The organism is Providencia sp. PROV252 (assembly GCF_033676005.1).
Lineage (GTDB): Bacteria > Pseudomonadota > Gammaproteobacteria > Enterobacterales > Enterobacteriaceae > Providencia > Providencia vermicola.
On record NZ_CP096294.1, the window covers coordinates 4,389,230 to 4,411,697 of the forward strand.

General features: G+C 41.6%; 20 protein-coding genes. 9 read left to right on the top strand and 11 right to left on the bottom strand.

What is annotated here, in order from left to right; genetic code table 11:
* Positions 1 to 112 precede the first annotated feature (112 nt).
* Positions 113 to 1,036: a 1,4-dihydroxy-2-naphthoate polyprenyltransferase gene (locus tag M1F05_RS20370; protein WP_206085971.1), complete on the top strand. Its 924-nt coding sequence runs from the start codon at positions 113 to 115 to the stop codon at positions 1,034 to 1,036.
* A gap of 120 nt (positions 1,037 to 1,156) precedes the next feature.
* Entirely contained in the window at positions 1,157 to 1,666 is a 510-nt protein-coding gene (rraA, locus tag M1F05_RS20375) for a ribonuclease E activity regulator RraA (RefSeq protein WP_206085970.1), read from the top strand.
* Between the two features lie 360 nt (positions 1,667 to 2,026).
* Here the strand turns inward: rraA and zapB are convergent, their stop codons facing one another.
* A complete protein-coding gene (zapB, locus tag M1F05_RS20380) occupies positions 2,027 to 2,266 on the bottom strand; it encodes a cell division protein ZapB (protein ID WP_004265299.1) in 240 nt (79 codons plus the stop codon).
* A 305-nt stretch (positions 2,267 to 2,571) separates the two neighbouring features.
* On the opposite strand from zapB, the gene M1F05_RS20385 reads away from it, so the two are divergent.
* The 3 genes from M1F05_RS20385 to M1F05_RS20395 all read left to right on the top strand — a co-directional run bounded on the left by M1F05_RS20385 (position 2,572) and on the right by M1F05_RS20395 (position 8,873).
* Positions 2,572 to 3,432, top strand: coding sequence for an MIP/aquaporin family protein (locus M1F05_RS20385; RefSeq protein WP_206085966.1), 861 nt, complete (start codon positions 2,572 to 2,574; stop codon positions 3,430 to 3,432).
* 3 nt (positions 3,433 to 3,435) lie between these two features.
* Positions 3,436 to 4,962 carry a glycerol kinase GlpK gene (gene glpK, locus M1F05_RS20390; protein WP_206085963.1) on the top strand — a complete coding sequence of 509 codons (1,527 nt, stop codon included), beginning with the start codon at positions 3,436 to 3,438 and terminating at the stop codon, positions 4,960 to 4,962.
* Between the two features lie 197 nt (positions 4,963 to 5,159).
* Positions 5,160 to 8,873, top strand: coding sequence for a hypothetical protein (locus M1F05_RS20395; protein ID WP_206085961.1), 3,714 nt, complete (start codon positions 5,160 to 5,162; stop codon positions 8,871 to 8,873).
* A gap of 35 nt (positions 8,874 to 8,908) precedes the next feature.
* On the opposite strand, the gene emrD is transcribed toward M1F05_RS20395, so the two are convergent.
* Positions 8,909 to 10,093: a multidrug efflux MFS transporter EmrD gene (emrD, locus tag M1F05_RS20400; RefSeq protein ID WP_206085999.1), complete on the bottom strand. Its 1,185-nt coding sequence runs from the start codon at positions 10,091 to 10,093 to the stop codon at positions 8,909 to 8,911.
* Between the two features lie 440 nt (positions 10,094 to 10,533).
* On the opposite strand from emrD, the gene fpr reads away from it, so the two are divergent.
* A complete protein-coding gene (gene fpr / locus M1F05_RS20405) occupies positions 10,534 to 11,280 on the top strand; it encodes a ferredoxin--NADP(+) reductase (protein WP_206085959.1) in 747 nt (248 codons plus the stop codon).
* A gap of 44 nt (positions 11,281 to 11,324) precedes the next feature.
* On the opposite strand, the gene M1F05_RS20410 is transcribed toward fpr, so the two are convergent.
* The gene (locus M1F05_RS20410) at positions 11,325 to 11,744 is read right to left on the bottom strand and encodes a DUF805 domain-containing protein (RefSeq protein WP_206085957.1); all 420 of its coding nucleotides are present in this window, start codon (positions 11,742 to 11,744) and stop codon (positions 11,325 to 11,327) included.
* A 51-nt stretch (positions 11,745 to 11,795) separates the two neighbouring features.
* Between M1F05_RS20410 and M1F05_RS20415 the strand changes: the two genes are divergently transcribed.
* From M1F05_RS20415 to M1F05_RS20425, 3 genes are all read left to right on the top strand, one after another.
* Positions 11,796 to 12,410 carry a DUF1454 family protein gene (locus M1F05_RS20415; protein WP_206085955.1) on the top strand — a complete coding sequence of 205 codons (615 nt, stop codon included), beginning with the start codon at positions 11,796 to 11,798 and terminating at the stop codon, positions 12,408 to 12,410.
* Positions 12,411 to 12,588: 178 nt separating this feature from the next.
* Complete coding sequence (gene tpiA / locus M1F05_RS20420; RefSeq protein ID WP_206085953.1) at positions 12,589 to 13,359, top strand: triose-phosphate isomerase; 771 nt, start codon at positions 12,589 to 12,591, stop codon at positions 13,357 to 13,359.
* A 322-nt stretch (positions 13,360 to 13,681) separates the two neighbouring features.
* Positions 13,682 to 14,626: an autotransporter outer membrane beta-barrel domain-containing protein gene (locus M1F05_RS20425; protein WP_206085951.1), complete on the top strand. Its 945-nt coding sequence runs from the start codon at positions 13,682 to 13,684 to the stop codon at positions 14,624 to 14,626.
* Positions 14,627 to 14,913: 287 nt separating this feature from the next.
* Here the strand turns inward: M1F05_RS20425 and M1F05_RS20430 are convergent, their stop codons facing one another.
* The 8 genes from M1F05_RS20430 to M1F05_RS20465 form a co-directional block, all read right to left on the bottom strand.
* The gene (locus M1F05_RS20430) at positions 14,914 to 15,927 is read right to left on the bottom strand and encodes a sulfate ABC transporter substrate-binding protein (protein WP_206085944.1); all 1,014 of its coding nucleotides are present in this window, start codon (positions 15,925 to 15,927) and stop codon (positions 14,914 to 14,916) included.
* 1,075 nt (positions 15,928 to 17,002) lie between these two features.
* Entirely contained in the window at positions 17,003 to 17,980 is a 978-nt protein-coding gene (gene pfkA, locus M1F05_RS20435; RefSeq protein ID WP_047756829.1) for a 6-phosphofructokinase, read from the bottom strand.
* Positions 17,981 to 18,385: 405 nt separating this feature from the next.
* On the bottom strand, positions 18,386 to 19,330 hold the full coding sequence (locus tag M1F05_RS20440; RefSeq protein ID WP_206085942.1) for a phosphatidate cytidylyltransferase: 945 nt from the start codon (positions 19,328 to 19,330) through the stop codon (positions 18,386 to 18,388).
* Positions 19,327 to 19,968, bottom strand: coding sequence for a lysophospholipid acyltransferase family protein (locus M1F05_RS20445; protein WP_206085940.1), 642 nt, complete (start codon positions 19,966 to 19,968; stop codon positions 19,327 to 19,329). The genes M1F05_RS20440 and M1F05_RS20445 overlap by 4 nt, the downstream gene beginning before the upstream one ends.
* Positions 19,969 to 20,186: 218 nt before the next feature.
* Positions 20,187 to 20,939 carry a M48 family metalloprotease gene (locus M1F05_RS20450; RefSeq protein WP_047756827.1) on the bottom strand — a complete coding sequence of 251 codons (753 nt, stop codon included), beginning with the start codon at positions 20,937 to 20,939 and terminating at the stop codon, positions 20,187 to 20,189.
* A gap of 227 nt (positions 20,940 to 21,166) precedes the next feature.
* Entirely contained in the window at positions 21,167 to 21,748 is a 582-nt protein-coding gene (locus M1F05_RS20455) for a HutD family protein (RefSeq protein ID WP_206085938.1), read from the bottom strand.
* Positions 21,749 to 21,827: 79 nt separating this feature from the next.
* Positions 21,828 to 22,112, bottom strand: a complete 285-nt coding sequence (locus M1F05_RS20460) for an addiction module antidote protein (RefSeq protein ID WP_206085937.1) — start codon at positions 22,110 to 22,112, stop codon at positions 21,828 to 21,830.
* Positions 22,103 to 22,411 carry a type II toxin-antitoxin system RelE/ParE family toxin gene (locus M1F05_RS20465; protein WP_206085935.1) on the bottom strand — a complete coding sequence of 103 codons (309 nt, stop codon included), beginning with the start codon at positions 22,409 to 22,411 and terminating at the stop codon, positions 22,103 to 22,105. Before M1F05_RS20465 ends, M1F05_RS20460 begins: the two co-directional genes overlap by 10 nt.
* Positions 22,412 to 22,468 lie beyond the last annotated feature (57 nt).

The window sequence follows — 22,468 nt, forward strand, 5'->3', positions numbered from 1 at the left end:
TTCTATGAAATATTCAGCCCATTGCATTGAATATACTCTGGTATTTCTTCATGCGGTGGGTTATTACATTTTTAAGAACGTATCTCAAAGAGTTTGAATTATAGGTAACTGCATGCAGCCGACATCCACAACAATAAGTCGTAAACAAGCTTGGATTGAAAGTCTTCGCCCTAAAACCCTGCCTCTTGGGGTTATCGCCATTGTCACTGGCTCTGCACTCACCTACCTGACAGGTCATTTCAAATGGCCAGTCGCCTTGCTTGCGCTAATTACAGCAGGCTTACTCCAGATTTTATCAAACCTCGCGAATGATTACGGCGATGCCGTAAAAGGGTCGGATACCGCTGAACGCATTGGGCCACTGCGCGGAATGCAAAAAGGGGTGATTACCCAAGCGGATATGAAAAAAGCGCTGAAACTCAATATTACCGCAGCCTGCCTATCAGGGTTATTACTGATTATTGTCGCCTGCGAAAAGCCTGAAGATGCCTTTGGCTTTCTTGCGCTAGGCCTCGTGGCGATTGTGGCCGCGATTACCTATACCGTGGGCAAAAAACCCTATGGTTATCTGGGGTTAGGTGATATCTCCGTCTTAATTTTCTTTGGTTGGCTAAGTGTGATTGGCACCTATTATTTGCAAGCGAATACATTCAACATCATCACCGTCTTACCTGCTACCGCATGTGGCCTACTTTCTGTCGCCGTATTAAATATCAACAATATGCGTGATATTGAGAACGACATCAAAGCAGGAAAAAATACCTTAGCGGTTCGTTTAGGGCCACAAGGTGCACGTATTTACCATGCCATTATTATTATTGTGGCTATTTTATGTTTAGTGCTGTTCAAGTTGATTTACTTATCAGGCTGGAGTGGTTGGTTATTCTTATTCGCAGTCCCAATATTGCTCAATCACCTTCGCCGTGTCCTGACCGACCCCACCCCCGAAGGGATGCGCCCGCTTCTTGAGAACATGGTTAAAGCCGCCCTTGTGACGAACGTGTTATTCGCTGTTGGCGTGGTAATGAGTAAATAACCTGCGTTATTTGACCATTTTTTGACTTTTTCCGCCTATTTTTAGGCGGGGAATTTTGCCAAGTACAGATCAAAAGGGATATACTGGCATCCTCTTGCAGCAAAAAAAGACCTAAATCCTATGAAATATGATACTTCCGAACTCTGCGATATATACCAAGAAAGCGTTAACGTGGTAGAACCTCTTTTCTCCAACTTTGGTGGACGTACTTCATTTGGCGGTCAAATCATTACAGTGAAGTGCTTTGAAGATAACGGCCTCCTGTATGATTTGCTGGAAGAAGAAGGCGCTGGTCGTATTCTGCTCGTTGATGGTGGCGGTTCTGTCCGTAAAGCACTAATCGATGCCGAAGTGGCAAGGTTAGCTGTCGATAACCACTGGGAAGGCATTGTAGTTTACGGTGCCGTGCGCCAAGTTGATGCCCTGATGGAACTTGACCTTGGGATCCAAGCTATCGCTGCGATGCCTGCGGGCTGCCCTGATGAAGGTATCGGCGAAAGCGATATCCGTGTTAATTTTGGTGGTGTTACGTTCTTCTCAGGTGATTATCTGTATGCGGATAATACTGGCATGATTTTGTCTGAAGAACCGCTCACTCAAGAAACTACAGAGAATGAATTCGACGAATAAGCCTCACCAAATTCAATAAAAAAAGGCAGATTCGAATATCTGCCTTTTTCTTTTTTGTTCTGCCTTCCGCTTTCTGTTTTTTCACTCACTTTTCACATATCTCAGAAAACATACTCCAAAATAATTCGAGTCACAGGTAGGCGGCAAGTGAAGGATATCCCGATGAGCATACATAAGTATGTGATTCGGGTATCCAAACGAAGCCAGCGCTCTACAACGTGAGGTATAACAAACATTTCTCTAAATAATTCGTGTTGTAGGTAGGCGGCAAGTCGATAAGACCCTAGGAGCATACATAAGTATGTGACTAGGGCGAAGAGACGAAGCCAACACCCCTACAACGCGAAGTATGACGAGAAATTACACTTCTTCCATCTTACCTAGCAAAGTCCGTAAACGCTCCTGCCAAGCTTGCTGTTCTTGCTTCAATTGTTCATTTTCACGCACGAGTGAATCGGTCCCTGATTTTGCAGTTTCTAACTCTTGGCTTAATGCACCGTTTTTATCTTTTAATTCGTCGATTTCCATTTGTAACAGGGTAATTGTATCAATCGCTTGTTGAACTTTGGATTCGAGCTTCTCAAATACTTCAAATGACATGTTTCTGGTCTCCCTTATCAGCTTTTACACGATTGTAAGTAGCATGATCCTCTGTGTCCAGCTCCTTCCATCTGAATCAGTACATTGTGATGATAAAAACACTGGTCTGATCACATAGCAAAGGTCGATTACATCACTATTTTTGTTTGTTTTTGTTCGCTTTAGTGATGTAACACACAATTTTCAATTTCGATATTTCTCGTTTATGTTCTTTAACGATAAATTTACAGATAAGGGTTTTCCATTAGAAAATCTTAACTTAAAAAAACATTACAATAATTTTCATTTTCGTAGGATAGAAACATATGAGCCAAATGACCTCAACATCACTCACTGGTCAGTGCATCTCGGAGTTTTTAGGGACTGCGCTACTTGTATTCTTTGGTTTAGGTTGTGTTGCCGCCGTCAGAATCGCAGGGGCACAACTTGGCCTCTGGGAAATTAGTGTTATCTGGGGATTCGGCGTCGCTTTAGCCGTTTATCTCACAGCAGGTATTTCAGGTGCCCACCTTAACCCTGCAGTTACCCTCGCTCTCTGGCTGTTTGCATGCTTTGATAAGCGCAAAGTTGTGCCGTACATCATTGCGCAAATGTTAGGTGGCTTTTGTGCCGCTGCACTCGTTTACGCCATGTATTCCCCTGTTTTTTTCGATTACGAACAAGTTCACCATATTATCCGCGGCACACAAGAAAGCTTATTTACCGCTGGGGTGTTCTCAACATATCCCGCTCCGCAAATTAGCGTCTTTCATGCATTCTTTATTGAAGTCGTCATCGCTGCCATCCTCGTTTGCTTAATCTTAGGCTTAACTGATGATGGTAACGGTGTGCCACGCGGCCCTCTCGCCCCCCTATTAATTGGTATCTTAATTGCGGTTATCGGCGGTTCATTTGGTCCACTGACAGGCTTTGCCCTCAACCCAGCACGTGATTTCGGCCCTAAAGTTGTCGCTTATCTCGCTGGATGGGGTGACATTGCCTTCACGGGTGGTCGAGACATTCCCTATTTCCTTGTCCCATTGACAGCGCCTATTGTCGGTGGTCTGCTAGGAGCCTTCGGTTATCGCAAATTAATCGGTCGCCACTTGCCTTGCATGGTATGTGAAGAAGAGACCAAAGCAGAAAAATTATCCGTCAAAAACCCAAAATCCTCGGAACAGGCTTAAATTATGACAACTGAAACCACCATTGAAAAAAAATATATCGTTGCACTTGATCAAGGCACAACCAGTTCTCGAGCTGTCGTACTCGACCACGATGCGAATATTGTGAGCATTTCACAACGTGAATTCACTCAGGTTTACCCTAAGCCTGGCTGGGTAGAGCACGACCCAATGGAAATTTGGGCATCACAAAGTTCCACATTGGTCGAAGTATTAGCTAAAGCAGATATTCGTACCGATGAAGTCGCAGGGATTGGTATCACCAACCAACGTGAAACAACCATTGTCTGGGAAAAAGAGACAGGTAAACCTATTTATAATGCGATTGTGTGGCAATGCCGCCGTACCGCTGATTTCTGTACTCATCTCAAGCAAAATGAAAAAGATTTAGAAGAGTATATTCGCCAAAATACAGGCCTTGTGGTTGACCCTTATTTTTCAGGAACAAAAGTTAAGTGGATTTTAGATAACGTCGAGGGTGCTCGCGAACGTGCTGAAAAAGGGGAATTGCTATTTGGTACCGTCGATACCTGGCTGGTCTGGAAAATGACCCAAGGCCGCGTACATGTGACTGATTACACCAATGCATCTCGTACCATGTTGTTTAATATTCGCAATTTAGAGTGGGATGACAAAATTCTCAAAGCATTGAATATCCCACGTGCCATGTTACCTGAAGTTCGCCCTTCTTCTGAAGTATATGGTCAAACCAACATTGGGGGTAAAGGTGGTACGCGTATTCCCATTTCGGGCATGGCAGGTGACCAACAAGCGGCACTGTATGGTCAGTTGTGCGTAAAACCAGGCATGGCCAAAAACACCTATGGAACAGGTTGTTTCTTGCTGTTAAATACAGGGGAAACCGCGGTTCGTTCTAACCATGGGCTGTTAACCACCATTGCTTGCGGGCCAAAAGGGGAAGTGAATTACGCCCTCGAAGGCGCAGTGTTCGTTGGTGGTGCATCCATTCAATGGCTGCGTGATGAACTAAAACTGATTGATGAATCCACAGACTCTGAATATTTCGCTACCAAAGTGAAAGACAGTAATGGCGTGTATGTGGTGCCTGCTTTCACTGGTTTAGGGGCACCATACTGGGACCCATACGCACGTGGCGCGATTTTTGGATTAACGCGCGGTGCGAACCGTAACCACATCATTCGCGCAACGTTAGAATCTATCGCTTACCAAACCCGTGATGTGCTTGATGCGATGCAAGCCGATTCTGGCGAACGCCTAAAAGCACTGCGTGTTGATGGCGGTGCAGTGGCAAACAACTTCTTAATGCAGTTTCAATCTGACATCCTAGGCACGCCTGTTGAACGCCCTGAAGTACGTGAAAGCACTGCACTGGGTGCGGCTTATCTTGCTGGTCTAGCGGTTGGTTTTTGGAATAACCTGGATGAGCTGCAAAGCAAAGCGACTATTGAGCGCGTCTTTAAACCAGGTATTGAAACCACTGAGCGTAATTTCAAATACGAAGGCTGGAAAAAAGCAGTCGCACGGGCACAAGAGTGGGAAGATAAAGCGTAGGCATTAACTTAAAACTGATCTCGTTGTCACAAAGGTGGTACTTCGGTGCCGCCTTTTTTATTTTTATAAATCAATTCGCTAATAAATAGAATGTAAATAATCAGACTAATAATAAATTAGAAAGACACTATTTTCTTGTTTAAAATCGTTGCTTCACATGTACATAAAATGACGTATTTTATAAAAGGTACAAGGTTATGGATGACCAACAAAAACAACAGAAAGTATTAAAGTTAGGGTTATATCGAAATAGAGGCAGAGTCGCAGTACTAGATGCAAATTCGCCATGGTTGGACGCATTACAAAAAAATCCCGTGTCCTCTCAGGAAGCAAAAGCGTCACATAGCCTATTCAGCTGGCTAATTGATAAGCCTAGAATGATTGGAGAAACTAAGTATCACTTTGTGCTTAGCACCCTACCCGAGGAAACATTTTCGGGTTTTGCCTTTCATTCACTACAGGGCCTATTTGTTGATAGTTTTAATTCACCCCACGAATGGCGTGAAGGCGAACCCCGCGCTCAAGAACAAATTGCCGATTTGCTACTACCCAGCGGCCAATGGCATCGCCATTATGATATCGTGGTGCTTTCTGAAAGCGCCAACGATAAACAAGTTGAATTAATTCGTCACTGGCTGGAATTAACTGGGGGGAGTCTGTTAATCATTCGAGATAGCCAAAAAGCAGCATCTCAACCAGTCCAGCAATTGATAGCTGAATTATCCCCTGTAGAGCAAAATAAAATTCGGCCATCACGAGTGAAACACCATGGTTACCAACACACCATTACGCTTTCCCCAACCTCAATCAATGCACTCAAATTAACCGATGCTTTATTGGAAAATACACAATATTTTTCGATTGCCATTCACGACACTGATGGCAAACCACTTGTTACGTTGCATGATATTGCCCTTGAACGCCACACATCATGGAATTCTATCGCTCAAGCGATTGAATTCCATGTAAATCAAGAGATAGCAGCATTACAGCAAAACCCTATCACGGTGAGATATCAAAATAACACGCTGAATATGACGGGAAAGCACATTGTTTTTTCACAATTTCAGCTAAAGCAACAACGAGGGGAACAAATACTACCGATTTTAGTGACTGAAAACCCCCATAAACATCCCAATCAACTGATTATTGGCACCGTAACAGGGCAATTAGCTCAGCATGATAATATTCAGCGATATCAGATTCTTGAGCAGGCTAAATTTGGCGATGTGACCGTCGATCCGCAAACTGGAGAATGGATCTATATCCCCCATGAAACTGCATTAAGATCAAACCTAGATCAATTTGATTTAGCGACAATCAGCCACGATGGTCGCCAATCTGCACCGATTTCCATTCATTTACAAACGGATGAAGCTCCCCAAGTCGTTATACCAGGAAAACGAACCTTTACCCTTTCAGACCCGATTTACCAGGCTCCCAAACGACGATATCACCCCACACCAGAGGGTATGCAGGTTCATGCTATTCAACTGGCGCAAACTCACTTACAGTCACCAAATGACCCTTATTTTAGCCTAACCGCTAACCGCTGGGCACTGCTCAAAGTGGATATCACGCATCCCTATTCAGCTAATTCCCCTGATTTAGTGGCTATTGTCAGCAATAAAGAAAAAAAAATATTGGCACGAGTCGCTCTGACGGGGCCTGACAACCTACCAACTCAATTAACCCCCCTCCCTAATACCACGAATCCCTTAGCCTACCACCAGCACGCCCAAAGTTTTACCGCACCCATAAAAGGTGAATGGGTACAACCTGGTTTTCAAATTGTTATCGTTGCCAACCAAAAAGCCTTGATTACCCCAGAAACAAACCAATACGGCCTCATTTCACCCAACGTCACATTGGATAGTCATATCACCGCCTATGTTGATAACTATACCCTATACCAGCACGGCCACGGTATTTATGCTTATTCTCCACTGAGCTGGGGACAAGAAGCAGTGACGATGTTGCCAATTAAGCAACTCACTCTGTATAGCTCCCCTGCAACCACTCGAAGCCCAGGCGTGCCCCCTTATAAAGAACTCGCTTATGACGCAGAAAATTTAATTCACCCTAAATATGATAATCCCAAAAAAGCTCCTCACCATCTCAACTCACAAATCAACTGGGCATATTTAAATAGTTCACAATTTCACAATTCAAATCATTCAGATGAAATTTACCATTATTCGGCGATTCAGCCATTTACCGCATCACTCCGTTATCATGTTCTCGGCTTGGCGAGGCAACATGTAGGCGGCGGCATACATGACCCAGCAACCTTATGGCATGAAATCTTTGGTCATGGGTTAGGCTTATCTCATACCAATGTTAAAAATACGAAATACCCTTATGACCCAACAGCCCACGGCCCAACGCCTGCCTATAACCAACACCGCCAGCACTATTCCACTTATCAATACCAAGATAAACATGGAACCACTGTTCCCCTTTACCCAGCGATGTACTCCAGCCTCTCCGATTTTACTAGCGAACAATATGATGCATTTTTGCCCCACGCTGATTATTTTAACCAACGTATTTCGCAATTTTTAAGCCAAAAAACACGCTGGCAACCGAATCACATTAAAGGGGAAGATATTGAGGATAACAACTTTGCAGGGGATGGTTTTTACCAACGTTGGAACGAAGCAGAAAAACAGTGGGAAACCTTAACGCAGGAAAATTTCACCCAATATTATCCATACAAAAATATCGATGAATGGCCCCATCAACGTGATGTACCAGTGTATTGGCTTCGCGGTCAGTTATCCTTCAAGGACGACATTCCTCATCCTTATAATACTTTACTGGTGGACCGTACAATCGGTAACCTATCCGCTGATTATCATAACCTTGAAACGGGTAAAGGCCGCCCTTATTACCCCTATCATAGCCATGCCATTGTGGTGACTTATGCAACACCCAAAGGCCTAATAACAGAAAAGTTACAAGTCAAAATATATAAAAATGATATTAGCTTAAATATTGCAGACAAAGGAGAGCTGGTTAAATTCGCAATATACCCGCTCAACCCTCAAAAAGAACTGGGGCGAGAAATTATCCGATACACCAACCCTTCCTCATTGGCAAATCGTTTATTTGCAAATAGCCACACTGATGAATTGCCAGAGAGACTCATTTTGGATAACTACTGGCAAGGAAATACACTTTTTTGGGCAAGTACAGATGCAGATGCTATTGATTTTTCAACGGGTAAAGTAAATAAAGAAAAAATTACACCACTAAGTGCACTAAAGGCAAATTGGGTTGTAGGTGGCAAACTACATCAACAGTATTTTTCTTTATCTGACCCATTTGGCGTGAAAGATAACGTGTATACTTCTCAATCTTTCACGCCAATAAATCACCTCAATAAACAGATAGAAACATCACAGGAAGTTGTATGTATCGCCGTCCGCGCTGAACAGTTATTGATTGCTGATATGAATATTTACCAGGAAATTGACATAACGAGCTTATCATTACCTGAAGGTGAGTATCGTTATTGGGTAACTCTAAAGATGGTTGATAAAAAGGGTGAACAACAAGAAAAGACGCCACTGGAGGATTGGCACTTTTCACATGAAAAGACGACATTAACAGTAAGAGGAACCATTGACAGCACACCAGGCTTAGAATGCACTGATATCGTTATTCATATTGACTCACATTTACAAGATAGTATCAACGCGAGGAAAATTTGGCTTGTACAAGACAAAAACTCACTGCTAACAGAGGATAAGACATTTTTAGATTATCATCGTCCAGTTGTGTTTAATGCACTCGCCAACCAAGCGGAACTTATATCGGCGCTTCCAACACAGGAGGCATACACGGCGACTTCATCGTCCGATATTGCCACACCGAAACCCTATTTAATGGGGATACCTACTCAATAAATAATTAGGCGGGTGCCCCGCCTAACTATTTAATATTAAACTGTTCTTTCCGAATGCCCCATACGACGAGCCAGCGGCAGCCAACACAAGAGTACAAGAACCGACATCAAAAACATCAGCAAGCCAAGACTAAATTGCCCATGCTGTGGCATTAATGAAGAAACCCATGTTGCAACCCCAGAACCGACATTTTGTAAGCCCCCCACAAGTGCGCCCGCAGCGCCCGCCAAATAAGGGAATGGCTCCATCGCTCCTGTGGTCGCAAGCGGAAATAACATACCTGCTCCAAAGAAAAATACGGCGGCAGGGACTAACAACGTCCACGTATTCATGATGCCAAACCAACTCGGCATCCACATCATTAAACCTGCAAGCAAACAAATCAATACCGATTGCCACATCAAGTTGTAGAACGTTTTTCCTTCACGCCCTGCATACCACGCACCAAAAAAGGCAGCGGGGATAGGTAATATAAATAAAATACTGACAGTAATGCTACTGAGGCCCAATACACCGCCCATTAAAACACCGCTACTCGCTTCAAAAACAGCAATTCCCGCCAGCGCACCAATTAACATCGATAAATAAGACAAAAATGCCCCATTAGAGAGTAACTCACAATATGACGCCACCATTTTACGTTTTTCTGGGGATACAGGCCGTGTTTCAGGTAGCCACCGATACATGCTAAATAATACGCCCGCACCTAGGATAAATAGGAAAATATAACAGGCATGCCAACCAAAAAAGTGAGCCAATATTCCACCAAACATCGGCGCTAATAATGGACTTACCAAAACACCCATATTTAATAAACTATTTGCATAGCGCAATGCCGTGCCTTTATATAAATCTCGGGGCATGGTTCTCGCCATAACACCCGCAACCCCTGTACCAAGGCCTTGCATACCGCTTGCGATAGTGAGCGTATTTAAAGTCGGCGCAAAAATCGCCACAATGGTCGAAAATAAGAAAATAGTCAGCCCCGCTAAAATAACAGGACGACGACCAATTTGGTCGGATAATGGCCCATATAATAGTTGCGAAAAACCATATGAAAATAAATATGCCGCCATCACCTTCTGAACGGCACCAGAAGGTTCATTAAAGTACACTGCAATTTCAGCAATCACAGGGACATAAATAGTTTGCGTCATTTGGCCAACAGCCGCCAATGCAATAAGCATTAATAACAGATTGAAATGTTCCAGCTTTCTCATTTTTCTCTCGGACACAGCAAAAATTCCAGACACACAGCAACCCAGTATTATTAAAAGTTAATAATACAAACCGAATATTGGAATTTAATGACGAATATTTAAATGTTGTTTTTACGCATTAGAACTATCCCAGATAAACAACAGATAGCACGTTTTGCTCTAATGTGATTAAGATAACAAAATTTACGATTTTTTCTAAGTAGCTCGACATTTTAGTTTACACACCAACGGCAGCTATATTCGCCACATCTGTCAACATAACTGTACATTAAAATTAATAAATAACTATTATTAAGAATAAAACACTGGAACACATTATCGATAAGCATAAATAGTGAACTGTTTTAGTATTAAATCCTAATGAGCAATACCCCGACTAACTTAAGGTAAAACATCACTCACTTAGCGGGATTGATTTTGAAATAATAAGAGGTGGATTTATGGCAAATTGGGTAACTGGGAAAGTGATTGAAGCCAAGTTTTGGACTGATACATTGTTTAGCCTTGTCATCGACGCCCCCATTAAACCTTTTACTGCAGGACAATACGCTAAACTTGGCCTTGAAATCGAGGGAGAACGAATTCAACGTGCCTATTCTTATGTGAATGCCCCCAGCGATAACCGACTTGAGTTTTATTTTGTGATTGTTCCCGGGGGCAAACTGAGTCCCAAATTAGCACAGCTAAAGCCTAACGATACATTACAAATAACAGATGAAGCGGCAGGTTTTTTTGTCTTAGATGAAATTCCAGCGTGTAAAAATTTATGGATGCTTTCAACTGGGACAGCTATTGGCCCATTCTTATCAATCTTACAAGAAGGAAAAGATCTCGAACGATTTGAAAAAATCGTTTTATTGCACGCTGTTCGATATGAAAAAGACTTGAGCTATCTGCCATTAATGCAGGAACTTGAGCAACAGTACCAAGGAAAATTAAAAATTGTCACTGTTGTCAGTCGAGAGCAAACCCAAACATCTTTGCATGGTCGAGTCCCTGCCTTAATTGAAAGTCATGCTCTCGAAAATGCGGTTGGTTTATCCCTTTCGCCTGAAACTTGCCATGTGATGTTATGTGGTAACCCTGAAATGGTACGTGACACACGAGATACGCTAAAAATTAGCCATGGAATGATTAAGCATTTGCGCCGTAAGCCTGGTCATATTTCCAGCGAGCAATACTGGTAAAGAGAGATAAACACTACCCTGAATATTTCAGGGTAGTCAATGCGTTATAAATAACTCACAGTCTCAGTTTTTTCACCGTATTTATTCGCACTATCCATTCCGACAAACACACCACAATCCAATAGCATAATCATCGCAATAAATAGGGGTAAGAATCGCCCAATTCCCCACTGCCAAATAGGTTCGAACTGGCTGACATCCATTGAATAAAGCGCAAAAGCCAATACAATTAATGCGAACCACCCACCTGATTTCCCTCTGTCGTGTAGGCGCTTTGAAAAAATCGCGGCTAAAGGATAAAGCAAGAGGACAAAAAGAAAAAGAGTAACCATTTCAGGTAATAAAAACGTATTCTGTAACAGGACAATCACAGCCACCAAAATAAAGCTGGCAGCGATACCGACCCAAAATGGTCGCCGCCCTATTCGACCTTTGAAGGAAAAAGCCCATTGTTGTAATGTCATTACTTATAATCCTGATACAATGTGAAAACCCAAAGAATGAGTGGCAAAAAAATGACTCAAACCTTAATTCGTTCGATATCCGCCATCATAACCATTTTTACACTCAGTGCGCCACCATTGGCATTCGCCCAAAAAGTGCCAACCTTACCTGATACTGATTTTGAAGTCGCTTACTTAGCCCCTGATGCGGCTTCTTTTAACCTCACCATCCCTGAGTTACGCACTCAGTTTAATCAAGCCTATAAAGATTTATATCTTCATGAATATAAAGTCATTGCGAGCCAAGACATTGCAGCTCCTTATATTCGTGCCGCTTCCCGTATCAATCAACAAATTTATTCTTCTGCAGTGTTAGAACGCGGTAGTGAAAAAATTAAAAGCTTACAAATTACCTTACTCCCAACAGATAACGTACAAGAAGCCCAAGAAAACCGTCAATTAATGGAACGCTATACGCTTGCAATCATCCATCAATTTGCCCCAGATGTTTCTTTAGATAAAGCCCCAGAGCTAACCACTGCCTTAAATAAATTTATGGCAGATCAAAACCCAACCCGTGCAGAAGAAGCTCGGTTAGGCGACCTGCGATATATTTTAGTAAAAAGTGACAATAATGTGCTTACTTTTGCTGTTGAACCGATTAAGCTAGAGCAACAAACACCCTAAACAGACTGTGATCACGCTCTAAGAACAAGCATGATGAAAAGCAAAGCTATTATGCCCTAATGTTCTTATAATACTTAAGGTGAATGGCGACAAAACTGTCCCGTTGCGTTGGCAACATTAATGCGCAATGAATAACTTATTGATTAATCATTCAAACTCTCTGGTTGGAGGAAATAACATGCGACATCCATTGGTAATGGGTAACTGGAAATTAAACGGCAGCACCCATATGGTCAATGACCTGATCGCAGGTCTGCGTAACGAACTGAGCAGCGTCGATGGCTGTGATGTAGCTATCGCACCACCCGCAATCTACCTGACTCAAGCAAAACATGCTCTAGCGGGCAGCCGCATTGCATTAGGTGCACAAAACGTTGACGTTAACTTGTCTGGCGCATTCACGGGTGAAACATCGGCTGAAATGCTTAAAGATGTAGGTGCAAAATACATTATTATTGGCCACTCTGAGCGCCGTACTTACCACAAAGAGAGTGATGAGTTTGTTGCTCAAAAATTCGCAGTGCTGAAAGAGCAAGGCTTAATCCCTGTTCTGTGTATTGGTGAAACCGAAGCGGAAAACGAAGCAGGTAAAACTGAAGAAGTTTGTGCTCGTCAAATTGACGCAGTGCTGAACACCTTAGGTGCGCAAGCATTCCAAGGTGCCGTCATCGCATATGAACCAATTTGGGCTATCGGTACAGGCAAATCCGCAACGCCAGCACAAGCACAAGCTATTCATAAATTCATTCGTACCCATATTGCGAAAAAAGATGCGGCGATTGCTGAGCAAGTCATCATCCAATACGGCGGCTCAGTCAATGCAAGCAATGCTGCTGAATTATTTACTCAGCCAGATATCGATGGCGCATTAGTGGGTGGCGCATCCCTGAAAGCAGATGCATTTGCTGTCATTGTCAAAGCAGCCGCTGAAGCGAAAAAAACAAAATAAATTTATTTTGTTTTTAATGATTAGCCGCCATTATTGGCGGTTTTTTTATTTAACGAGTAGCAAATTTTTAATTATTAAAGTTACGAATAATTTAAATTAATATTATTTTTAAAATCAAACGTTTGAGAAAACTCATTACCTCACACAAAAAATAAAAAACAATAAAACCAATTAAATTCAAAGTGATAAATATAATATTCACATCTTTAGTTTATCCACTATCAAATAATAACAATAGACACTACTGAAAGTTTAATTCAAATTTATCCTGCTTAACAAATTAGTAAATAACAATTAATAAAGTTTACTTTAAAGGATGAAAATGAAATATATAATTAGTTTAGTATTTAATATTATAATTATATTTCCAGCCATTTGCTTTTCAGAAACAAATAATGATTTTTGGCGAATTAAAACCAATGTCTATATGGAAATAGAAGAATATCAAGGGCAAGTCGATGCATTTAAAAATAAAGTGTACGATAAAATCAGTACCGTAGGCCAATTATCCCTGACAAACCCAGCATCTCAGTGGCGATTTGACATAGAACACCGCGAATCACTGAGAAACCATGGGCGTAATTTCAGTACTTCCCGTGATTCTTATCTTCGTAGCCGCACTCAACTTGACATTACAAAACAATTTGTTAAAACACCACAATCAGACATTGAAATTGGCGCACGATATCGAAAAGAATCTAATGACTCCCCACCAGGAACCAAAATACGCTCCTCCAATAGCTTATACGCACTAACACCAGCGGGTAACTATCATTTTAATGATAAATGGTCTTTTAATTTCTGGCTTTCTTATTATTATTACAGTAATTATTTTAGTTCTAATAGCCATGAAGCAGAAACAGAATTTGGAGCCACTTACCAACACTCTGAGGCCTTAAAAGCAAAACTGACCTTATACTTTGACAAAGCATGGGATAAACACTTCAGTACTCGGTTTATGCAATCACAAGTCCGCGTTTATTTACCTTTCACTTTAAAGTCTGATTGGCGTATTACGCCTTATGTTCGTTATGCTTTACAGGAAGACACCTATGATGAACATTTTTATCTCGTTCAAAAAATTAATAACGGTTTTCGTCTAGGAACAAATATCGAATATCAAGCCACTCCATCCTTAACATTATGGGGTGGTGTCGCCTATGAACCCTCAACATGGAAACATCCAAAAGATGATGGTACAACATCTGGTAATAATAATAAGCAGACGCTTTATCTCGGAAACATTGGCGTAAAATACCTTTGGTAACCGCACTAGTTAGTACACATAAGTATGTGACTCTACGGTTTAAAATATCAAAATACCAATTTTCAAAATAGTTTGAGTTGCAGCTAGGCGGCAAGTAAGTGAATCCCTAGAAACATACATAAGTATGTGACTAGGGTGAGCGCACGCAGCCAACAACGCTGCGGCTCAAAATATGAAGAAAATACAGGAGCATACATAAATATGCGACTAGGGTGAGCGCACGCAGCCAACAACGCTGCGGCTCAAAATATGAAGAAATTTCCCTGCAAATTGAAATATGACGAGTATTAACGCTGAATTATCTCATCAAATACTCCCCCATTCGCAAAATGTGTTTTTTGCGCTGCCTGCCAGCCACCAAAATCCTTATCTACCGTTAGCAACTTCAATTCTGGAAACTGCTGCTGGTATTTTTTTGCAACTTCACTATCTCGTGGTCGATAATAATTCTTAGCAGCAATTTCTTGCCCTTCTGGTGAATAAAGATGTGTAAGATAGGCCTCTGCGACCTCTCTGCGATCACGCTTATCAACTGTTTTATCAACAACTGCGACCGTTGGCTCTGCTAAGATGGAAATACTGGGTGTAACCACTTCAAACTGGCCATTTTCACCTAATTCATTGATAGCAAGTAACGCTTCATTTTCCCAGGCAATTAATACATCACCAATGCCGCGTTCAACAAAGCTATTTGTCGCCCCTCGAGCCCCTGAATCTAATACTTCTACGTTTTGATAAAGCTGCTTCACAAATTGCTTCGCTTTTTCAGGATCTTGTTGATTTTTATTTAGTGCATAACCCCAAGCAGCTAAATAATTCCATCGTGCACCGCCTGAAGTTTTCGGATTTGGCGTCACCACAGAGACATCTTTGCGGACTAAATCATCCCAATCGCGAATGTTTTTTGGATTATCTTTACGGACTAAAAAGACAATCGTTGAGGTATAAGGAGCTGAGTTATCGGGGAGTTTTTCTATCCAGTTTTTATCTATTCGCCCACTTTGCGCAATAGCATCCACGTCATAGGCTAAGGCTAACGTAACAACATCCGCCTCTAACCCATTAATAACTGAGATAGCTTGTTTACCAGATCCACCATGAGACTGACGCACGGTAACAGTATCCCCCGTTTTCTTTTGCCAATAATCACTAAACTCCTGATTATATTGCTGATAGAACTCACGCGTAGGATCATAAGACACATTCAACAGTTGAATATTTTTCGCCCAAGCCCCCGTCGTCAATATTAATAACAATGCGGTCGTTAATTGTGATTTTGTTACCTGCCATGAACGTGCCATTTTGAGCCCTCATCAAATTGTCGATAAGGCGAGGCTGACAGATAGCATCAATAACTGGAAATAATTAAAAAGAAAAACTTATGCTTACGGGGAATATATGAACAGATAAGGGAGAGATTTAAGTTGTGACTAGGGTTAGTGAGCGTAGCTAACACCCCTACTGCTTGAAATATGACAAATATCCATCTTCTAAATAGTTCAAGTTGTAGGTAGGCGGCAAGCAAAGCTAATCCCTAGGAGCATACATAAGTATGTGACTAGGGTTAGTGAGTGTAGCCAACACCCCTACTGCTTGAAATATGACAAATATCCATCTTCTAAATAATTTAAGTTGTGCCTAGGCGGCAAACGAGGATAGCTCAGGGAGCATACATAAGTATGTGACTAGGGTTAGTGAGCGTAGCCAACACCCCTACTGCTTGAAATATGACAAATATCCATCTTCTAAATAATTTGAGTTGTGACTAGGCGGCAAACGAGGATAGCTCGGGGAGCATACATAAGTATGTGACTAGGGTTAGTGAGCGTAGCCAACACCCCTACTGCTTGAAATATGACAAATATCCATCTTCTAAATAATTTAAGTTGTGACTAGGCGGCAAACGAGGATAGCTCAGGGAGCATACATAAGTATGTGACTAGGGTTAGTGAGCGTAGCCAACACCCCTACTGCTTGAAATATGACAAATATCCATCTTCTAAATAGTTTAAGTTGTAGGTAGGCGGCAAGCAAAGCTAATCCCTAGGAGCATACATAAGTATGTGACTAGGGTTAGTGAGCGTAGCCAACACCCCTACTGCTTGAAATATGACAAATATCCATCTTCTAAATAATTTAAGTTGTAGGTAGGCGGCAAACGAGGATAGCTCGGGGAGCATACATAAGTATGTGACTAGGGTTAGTGAGCGTAGCCAACATCCCTACTGCTTGAAATATGACAAATATCTATCTTCTAAATAGTTCAAGTTGTAGGTAGGCGGCAAGCAAAGCTAATCCCTAGGAGCATACATAAGTATGTGACTAGGGTTAGTGAGCGTAGCCAACACCCCTACAGCTTGAAATATGACGAAGATTTTAGTAGAGCTTCTTAGCTGTATCAAACCAATCCTTCTTAAAGACGCGTTTCATATTCATTACCGCATCAATGATATCATGGTGAACCAATTTCTCATTTTGGATACCCACGCAGCGGCCGCCGTAGCCTTCAAGTAGTAATTGAATGGAGTATGCGCCCATGCGTGATGCTAAAATACGGTCATAAGCCACTGGCGAGCCACCACGTTGAATATGGCCGAGAACCGTTGCGCGAGTTTCGTGGTGTGTTTCTTGCTCAATATATTTGGCTAACTCACCCACGTCACAAACGTGTTCAGTGATAGCAACGATTGCATGGCGTTTGCCTTTTTCAATACCGCGTTTGATTTCAGATAACAATTCTTCGCGATCGAACGCCATTTCTTGCTCAGGCAATACAAGGAATTCGCACCCGCCCGCGATCGCCGCAGATAATGTTAAATCACCACAGTAACGTCCCATCACTTCAACAATAGAGATACGTTTATGAGATGTAGAGGTATCACGCAAGCGGTCAATTGCTTCAACAACGGTTTCAAGCGCAGTAAAATAACCAATGGTGTAATCGGTTCCTGCAACGTCATTATCGATTGTACCTGGTAGACCAATGCACGGGAAGCCTGCTTCGGTCAGTGCTTTCGCACCCAAATAGGAACCGTCACCACCAATAACGACTAGCGCATCAATATGATTTTTCTTCAGATTTTCAAAGGCTATTGCACGTACTTTTTCATCACGGAATTGTGGGAAACGAGCTGAGCCTAAAAAGGTGCCACCGCGGTTGATCATATCCGATACGCTGTATCTATCTAATTGTTTCATGCGGTTTTCATACAGGCCAAGGTACCCATCAAAAATACCCATCACTTCTAGCCCTTCACCTAAAGCAGCACGTACCACACCACGGATCGCGGCATTCATACCTGGTGCATCGCCACCACTCGTTAAAACCCCAATTCTTTTAATCTGCTTGACCATGATGACCTCTGATTAATGAACATAAAATTGCAAATCGATAAAACCGTTACGCTGCTAATCTTTTTAACGCTAATTACGCTGGCTTACTAGTGCTGAATTGATTCACCTAACAGCATAATACGGCAAAGAGTGAATTATGCATCTGCTTTCCATCAAGCTTTTATGTTTTATTGTGATCCAGTTTACATAATTCTAGCCGATCACCCCAATAGGTAAATCTTTCAATGCAAAAAAAGCCCTAGAGTACCAACTCAAGCGAATTACCCTAGTTGAATCTTAGTTTGAAATAAAAATTAAGTACTGATGATAACACTTAAATTCCTTCTATGCTGTACCTATAAAACAAAAGAAAAGCACCATTTGGTGCTCTTTTAATTAACGAACAAAAACGAAAATAAAATTGGCCTATGTATAGTAATAACGCGTTAAATGGAAAAAAATAGGCGCGGCAAAACACAATGAGTCAATGCGATCCAGCATGCCCCCATGCCCTTCAATAATCGCCCCAAAATCTTTAATACCACTATCACGCTTAATGGCTGACATACATAAACCACCCACAAACCCCATAATCGTGATCGCCAATGACATTAAACCAGCAACCCACCAACTGAATGGCGTAACCCAATATAAGCAAATTCCAATCAGTACAGAGGATAAGATCCCACCAACAAAGCCTTCTATCGTCTTATTTGGGCTCAATTTAGGTACAATCGGACGTTTACCCATCAGTTTACCGAATACATACTGCAAGACATCGGAAATTTGCGTCACAATAATTAAGAAGAGCAATAATTTCACACCCTCCCCTTCATAACCCTCAATATTGAGCATCAACAACGCGGGAACGTGGCTTAAACAGAAAACCGTCACCAACATCCCCCATTGAATTTTTGCCGTGCGCTCAAGAAAATGAAAGGTATCCCCTGCGAGTGCAATACGTGTAGGTAAAAAGAGGAAAACAAACACAGGCACAAAAATTGAAAACATCCCATACCACTCAATACCGACCAGAAGGTATTGCAATGGAATGAAAATAAAGAAACACCAAAATAACGCTTCATGATCACTTCGCCGTGTTGGCGTTAAAGTAATAAACTCGCGCAACGCAAAGAATGATATCAATGCAAATAAAATAACGACTGCAATGTTGCCAAGTACTACCGCCAATACGCAGATAATACACATCACCCACCATGCCCGGATACGAGCATTCAGGTTATCAATTGTTGGATTGCTTTTATCACCAGAATAACGGTAAGCCAAGATCCCACCAACGACACTCGCAAATACTAATATTCCAAACACACCCGATAACAGTAAGGCTAATTCGCTGTCCCAAACGCTCATGGCATCAACTCCTCTAGCGCTTCTTTGGCGCGTTGCAAAAATTCAGTTTTATTTTCAGCTTCGGTTAAAGGAGAGATAGGCTTACCGACTACCGCAGAGCAAATAACAGGCACAACTAATTTAGACCCTTTTGGTAATACGCGGTTAAGGTTTTCAAGGTAGATGGGGACGACTTCAACATCGGGATATTTTTTCGCTAAATGGTACAGGCCACTTTTAAATTGACCTAGCACTTCGCCACTACCACGGGTTCCCTCGGGGAAAAATATCAATGAATGCTTTGCTGCCAAAACGGACTCAAGAGGCTCCAAGATATTACCTTGCGCAGGTTTGTCCCCTTTTCTATCGACAAGGACAGCGCGAAAAACGTTATTCACTAAATAACGGCGAAATGGCGTTTTATCCCAATAATCTTTCGCGGCGACAGGGTGAACAAAATGGCGCATCAGCGGCGGTAAACCAGACCAAATGACTAACCCATCTAAGTGGCTTGAATGATTTGCATAATAAATACGCGGGGTTATGGCAGGCTGGCAGCCAACCCAACGAGTACGAACCCCTGTTAATAAACGGCAAGTTCCCGATAACAGCATTCCCATTCCTTTTGCAAGAAGGGAAATTTTCTGCACTTTTTCCATCTTTTTTCCTTGTTAGCGTTTTATCAAACATAAAACTGCAACACCATGAAAAAACCTGAATATTATTTAATAGATAAGATAGTGAGTGATTTAAGGAAGTACAACGGGGGAAGTTCTGATTTCTAATTCTGAAATAAGAATATCTGCAAGAAATACATAATAGGTGCAACAATGCTTATTTACACTGTTACACCTTATTATCAAAAAATAATTAATAATTATTTTTTATCAGCAGCGATACGGTCACGGATGTTTTGTGCGCGCTCACTTGAAGGTGGGTGAGAGTCAAACATGCTGGTCTCTTGGCTACCCATTTTTGCCAATTTCTCAAAACCAGTCACTAAACCGTCAGTTTTTACACCACGTTTTTTCAGTAAGTCATAAGAGAAGTTATCCGCTTCGCTTTCTTGGTGTTGAGAGAACTGGGAGTTGATCAGTTTTTCACCCAACGCAGCAACTTGTGATGCGCTCAGTTGTTCAACTACGCCGCCAGCTGATGCTGCCGCTGTACGCGCTGCAACTGCTGCATAAGCAACTTGCATTGCTTTACGAGTATGGCCTAATGCTACGTGACCCATTTCATGGCCCAGAACGCCTTCAACTTCGTTGTCGTTCATGACATCCATCAGGCCGCTGTATACACGCACACAACCATTCGCCATCGCCCATGCGTTTACATCGTTAGTCATGTAAACTTTATAGTTAACGGGTGTACCATCAACTTCGTTACCCAGAGCTTTAGCGATTTTGTCTAAACGTTTGGAATATTTGCTTGATGAAGGAGCAATTTTGTTCTGTGCGTCCATCTCTTTACAAGATTGATCGCTTAATTGCTTAACATCTGAATCACTCAGTGTTGCTGCTTGGAATAATTGCATTCCAGAGTTAGTCAACATCCCTTGGTCCATATTTTTACAGCCAGTTAAAATCACAGCAGAGACAGCAACGGCGACAAGCGCTTTCATTTTCATAGATCATTTTTCCTTTAAGAAATACCATTCTTATTTTTTTAGTGACGCTAAAGACTATAAATTTTGCGGAAAATAACAATAGGAATAAAGCCATAATTACAGGTTCTATGAATTTGATAACATTTTTACTAAAATAATTTAATCGACAGAGTAATATCCCAACCTAAAAAATAATTAATGCTAAAAATATTGGAAAAACATCCAAATAAATAGCATTAAGTCCCTAACTATTTAATAAACAACTCTATTATGCAGAAATCTTGTCCTGCAGATTGCTGGGTTGAAAATTGCAGTGGCTGGATATTATTTCTCACTAACAACGTTTCAAAATGTTTTAACACAAACGGTTGCGAGTTTACGTCCAAGCTCATACTTGGCGCAGTACTGAAAATGAGAATTTGGGCTGCATCGCTAATCCAAGAACTACCCGATGCTGAATTTACCCACTGTAGGCGTGCTGAATATTTTGCAGGATTATAAATGAGATTAAAATCACGAATAGCGCCTTTAACTAATTCAGCATGCACATTGCTCTCCCCCTTGAAGGCAAAGAATTCTTTTTGCTGTAACGTCACTGGGCTCTGGTCATCCACAAGCAAAGTCATCCCATTCCCTTCCAGCACACCAATAATACGTTGGCGATTTAAAAAATGAGAAAAAGGCCCCGCAGCTTTCACATCCGCAATTGATACCCGCCAGTCAAAATCATCAAGCCCTTCACCATGGCTTCTCGCCACTTCCAACGTGACGCCTTGCCCATTTTTCCAAGGCATACTGCGATAATCCTGAGCTGTTAACACCTGAACCATAACGTTATCCTATTTTTTAGTAGAGAGGTAATAGCAAGATAATGAGATAAGAAGTTTTTATTTTAATAAAAACAGAGTATTAAATACTTTTAAATTGTAGCTTCAAACCAAGAGAGTTAACTATTTTTATGATTGTGGTGAATGTAGGATTACCTTGACCTGATAATGCTTTATATAAACCTTCACGGCTCATCCCTACCTCTTTAGCTAGTTGACTCATATTGCGAGCTTTTGCTATATCCCCGAGAGCCGATAATACTAAAGCAGGGTCACCCTCCTCCAAGATCTCATTAAGATACAATTGGATTTCTTCTTCGCTATTTAAATGCTCAGCAATATCATATTCTTTTAATTTTATGGCCATAATTCACCTTCAATTTGACTAAAAACCTGTTTGGCTTTGATGATATCTTTTTGCTGGGTTCCTTTACTCCCTCCTGAGGACAAAATGACCATAACGTTATTTTTCTGTTTTAAATAAACACGATACCCTTGCCCCTCATGTATCCTCAGCTCTGAAAAGCCATCACTAATTGGCTCAATATCGCCAAAATTTCCATTTTTTAGGCGCCGAATTCTCACTTGAATCTTTGTTTTCGCCCTTAAATCCTTGAGATCGCGTATCCAGTTGTCGAATAGATCTGTCGTTAATACTGTTATCATAAGACGTCTCCTTGTCTTAATACCTGTATCTTAATCGCCCTCGACAAATTGTCAACT

What these genes read in the sequence shown, in the direction of transcription:
- M1F05_RS20370 (WP_206085971.1), top strand. Translation starts at nt 113, where the DNA reads ATGCAGCCGACATCCACAACAATAAGTCGTAAACAAGCTTGGATTGAA.
- rraA (WP_206085970.1), top strand. Translation starts at nt 1,157, where the DNA reads ATGAAATATGATACTTCCGAACTCTGCGATATATACCAAGAAAGCGTT.
- zapB (WP_004265299.1), bottom strand. Translation starts at nt 2,266, where the DNA reads ATGTCATTTGAAGTATTTGAGAAGCTCGAATCCAAAGTTCAACAAGCG.
- M1F05_RS20385 (WP_206085966.1), top strand. Translation starts at nt 2,572, where the DNA reads ATGAGCCAAATGACCTCAACATCACTCACTGGTCAGTGCATCTCGGAG.
- glpK (WP_206085963.1), top strand. Translation starts at nt 3,436, where the DNA reads ATGACAACTGAAACCACCATTGAAAAAAAATATATCGTTGCACTTGAT.
- M1F05_RS20395 (WP_206085961.1), top strand. Translation starts at nt 5,160, where the DNA reads ATGGATGACCAACAAAAACAACAGAAAGTATTAAAGTTAGGGTTATAT.
- emrD (WP_206085999.1), bottom strand. Translation starts at nt 10,093, where the DNA reads ATGAGAAAGCTGGAACATTTCAATCTGTTATTAATGCTTATTGCATTG.
- fpr (WP_206085959.1), top strand. Translation starts at nt 10,534, where the DNA reads ATGGCAAATTGGGTAACTGGGAAAGTGATTGAAGCCAAGTTTTGGACT.
- M1F05_RS20410 (WP_206085957.1), bottom strand. Translation starts at nt 11,744, where the DNA reads ATGACATTACAACAATGGGCTTTTTCCTTCAAAGGTCGAATAGGGCGG.
- M1F05_RS20415 (WP_206085955.1), top strand. Translation starts at nt 11,796, where the DNA reads ATGACTCAAACCTTAATTCGTTCGATATCCGCCATCATAACCATTTTT.
- tpiA (WP_206085953.1), top strand. Translation starts at nt 12,589, where the DNA reads ATGCGACATCCATTGGTAATGGGTAACTGGAAATTAAACGGCAGCACC.
- M1F05_RS20425 (WP_206085951.1), top strand. Translation starts at nt 13,682, where the DNA reads ATGAAATATATAATTAGTTTAGTATTTAATATTATAATTATATTTCCA.
- M1F05_RS20430 (WP_206085944.1), bottom strand. Translation starts at nt 15,927, where the DNA reads ATGGCACGTTCATGGCAGGTAACAAAATCACAATTAACGACCGCATTG.
- pfkA (WP_047756829.1), bottom strand. Translation starts at nt 17,980, where the DNA reads ATGGTCAAGCAGATTAAAAGAATTGGGGTTTTAACGAGTGGTGGCGAT.
- M1F05_RS20440 (WP_206085942.1), bottom strand. Translation starts at nt 19,330, where the DNA reads ATGAGCGTTTGGGACAGCGAATTAGCCTTACTGTTATCGGGTGTGTTT.
- M1F05_RS20445 (WP_206085940.1), bottom strand. Translation starts at nt 19,968, where the DNA reads ATGGAAAAAGTGCAGAAAATTTCCCTTCTTGCAAAAGGAATGGGAATG.
- M1F05_RS20450 (WP_047756827.1), bottom strand. Translation starts at nt 20,939, where the DNA reads ATGAAAATGAAAGCGCTTGTCGCCGTTGCTGTCTCTGCTGTGATTTTA.
- M1F05_RS20455 (WP_206085938.1), bottom strand. Translation starts at nt 21,748, where the DNA reads ATGGTTCAGGTGTTAACAGCTCAGGATTATCGCAGTATGCCTTGGAAA.
- M1F05_RS20460 (WP_206085937.1), bottom strand. Translation starts at nt 22,112, where the DNA reads ATGGCCATAAAATTAAAAGAATATGATATTGCTGAGCATTTAAATAGC.
- M1F05_RS20465 (WP_206085935.1), bottom strand. Translation starts at nt 22,411, where the DNA reads ATGATAACAGTATTAACGACAGATCTATTCGACAACTGGATACGCGAT.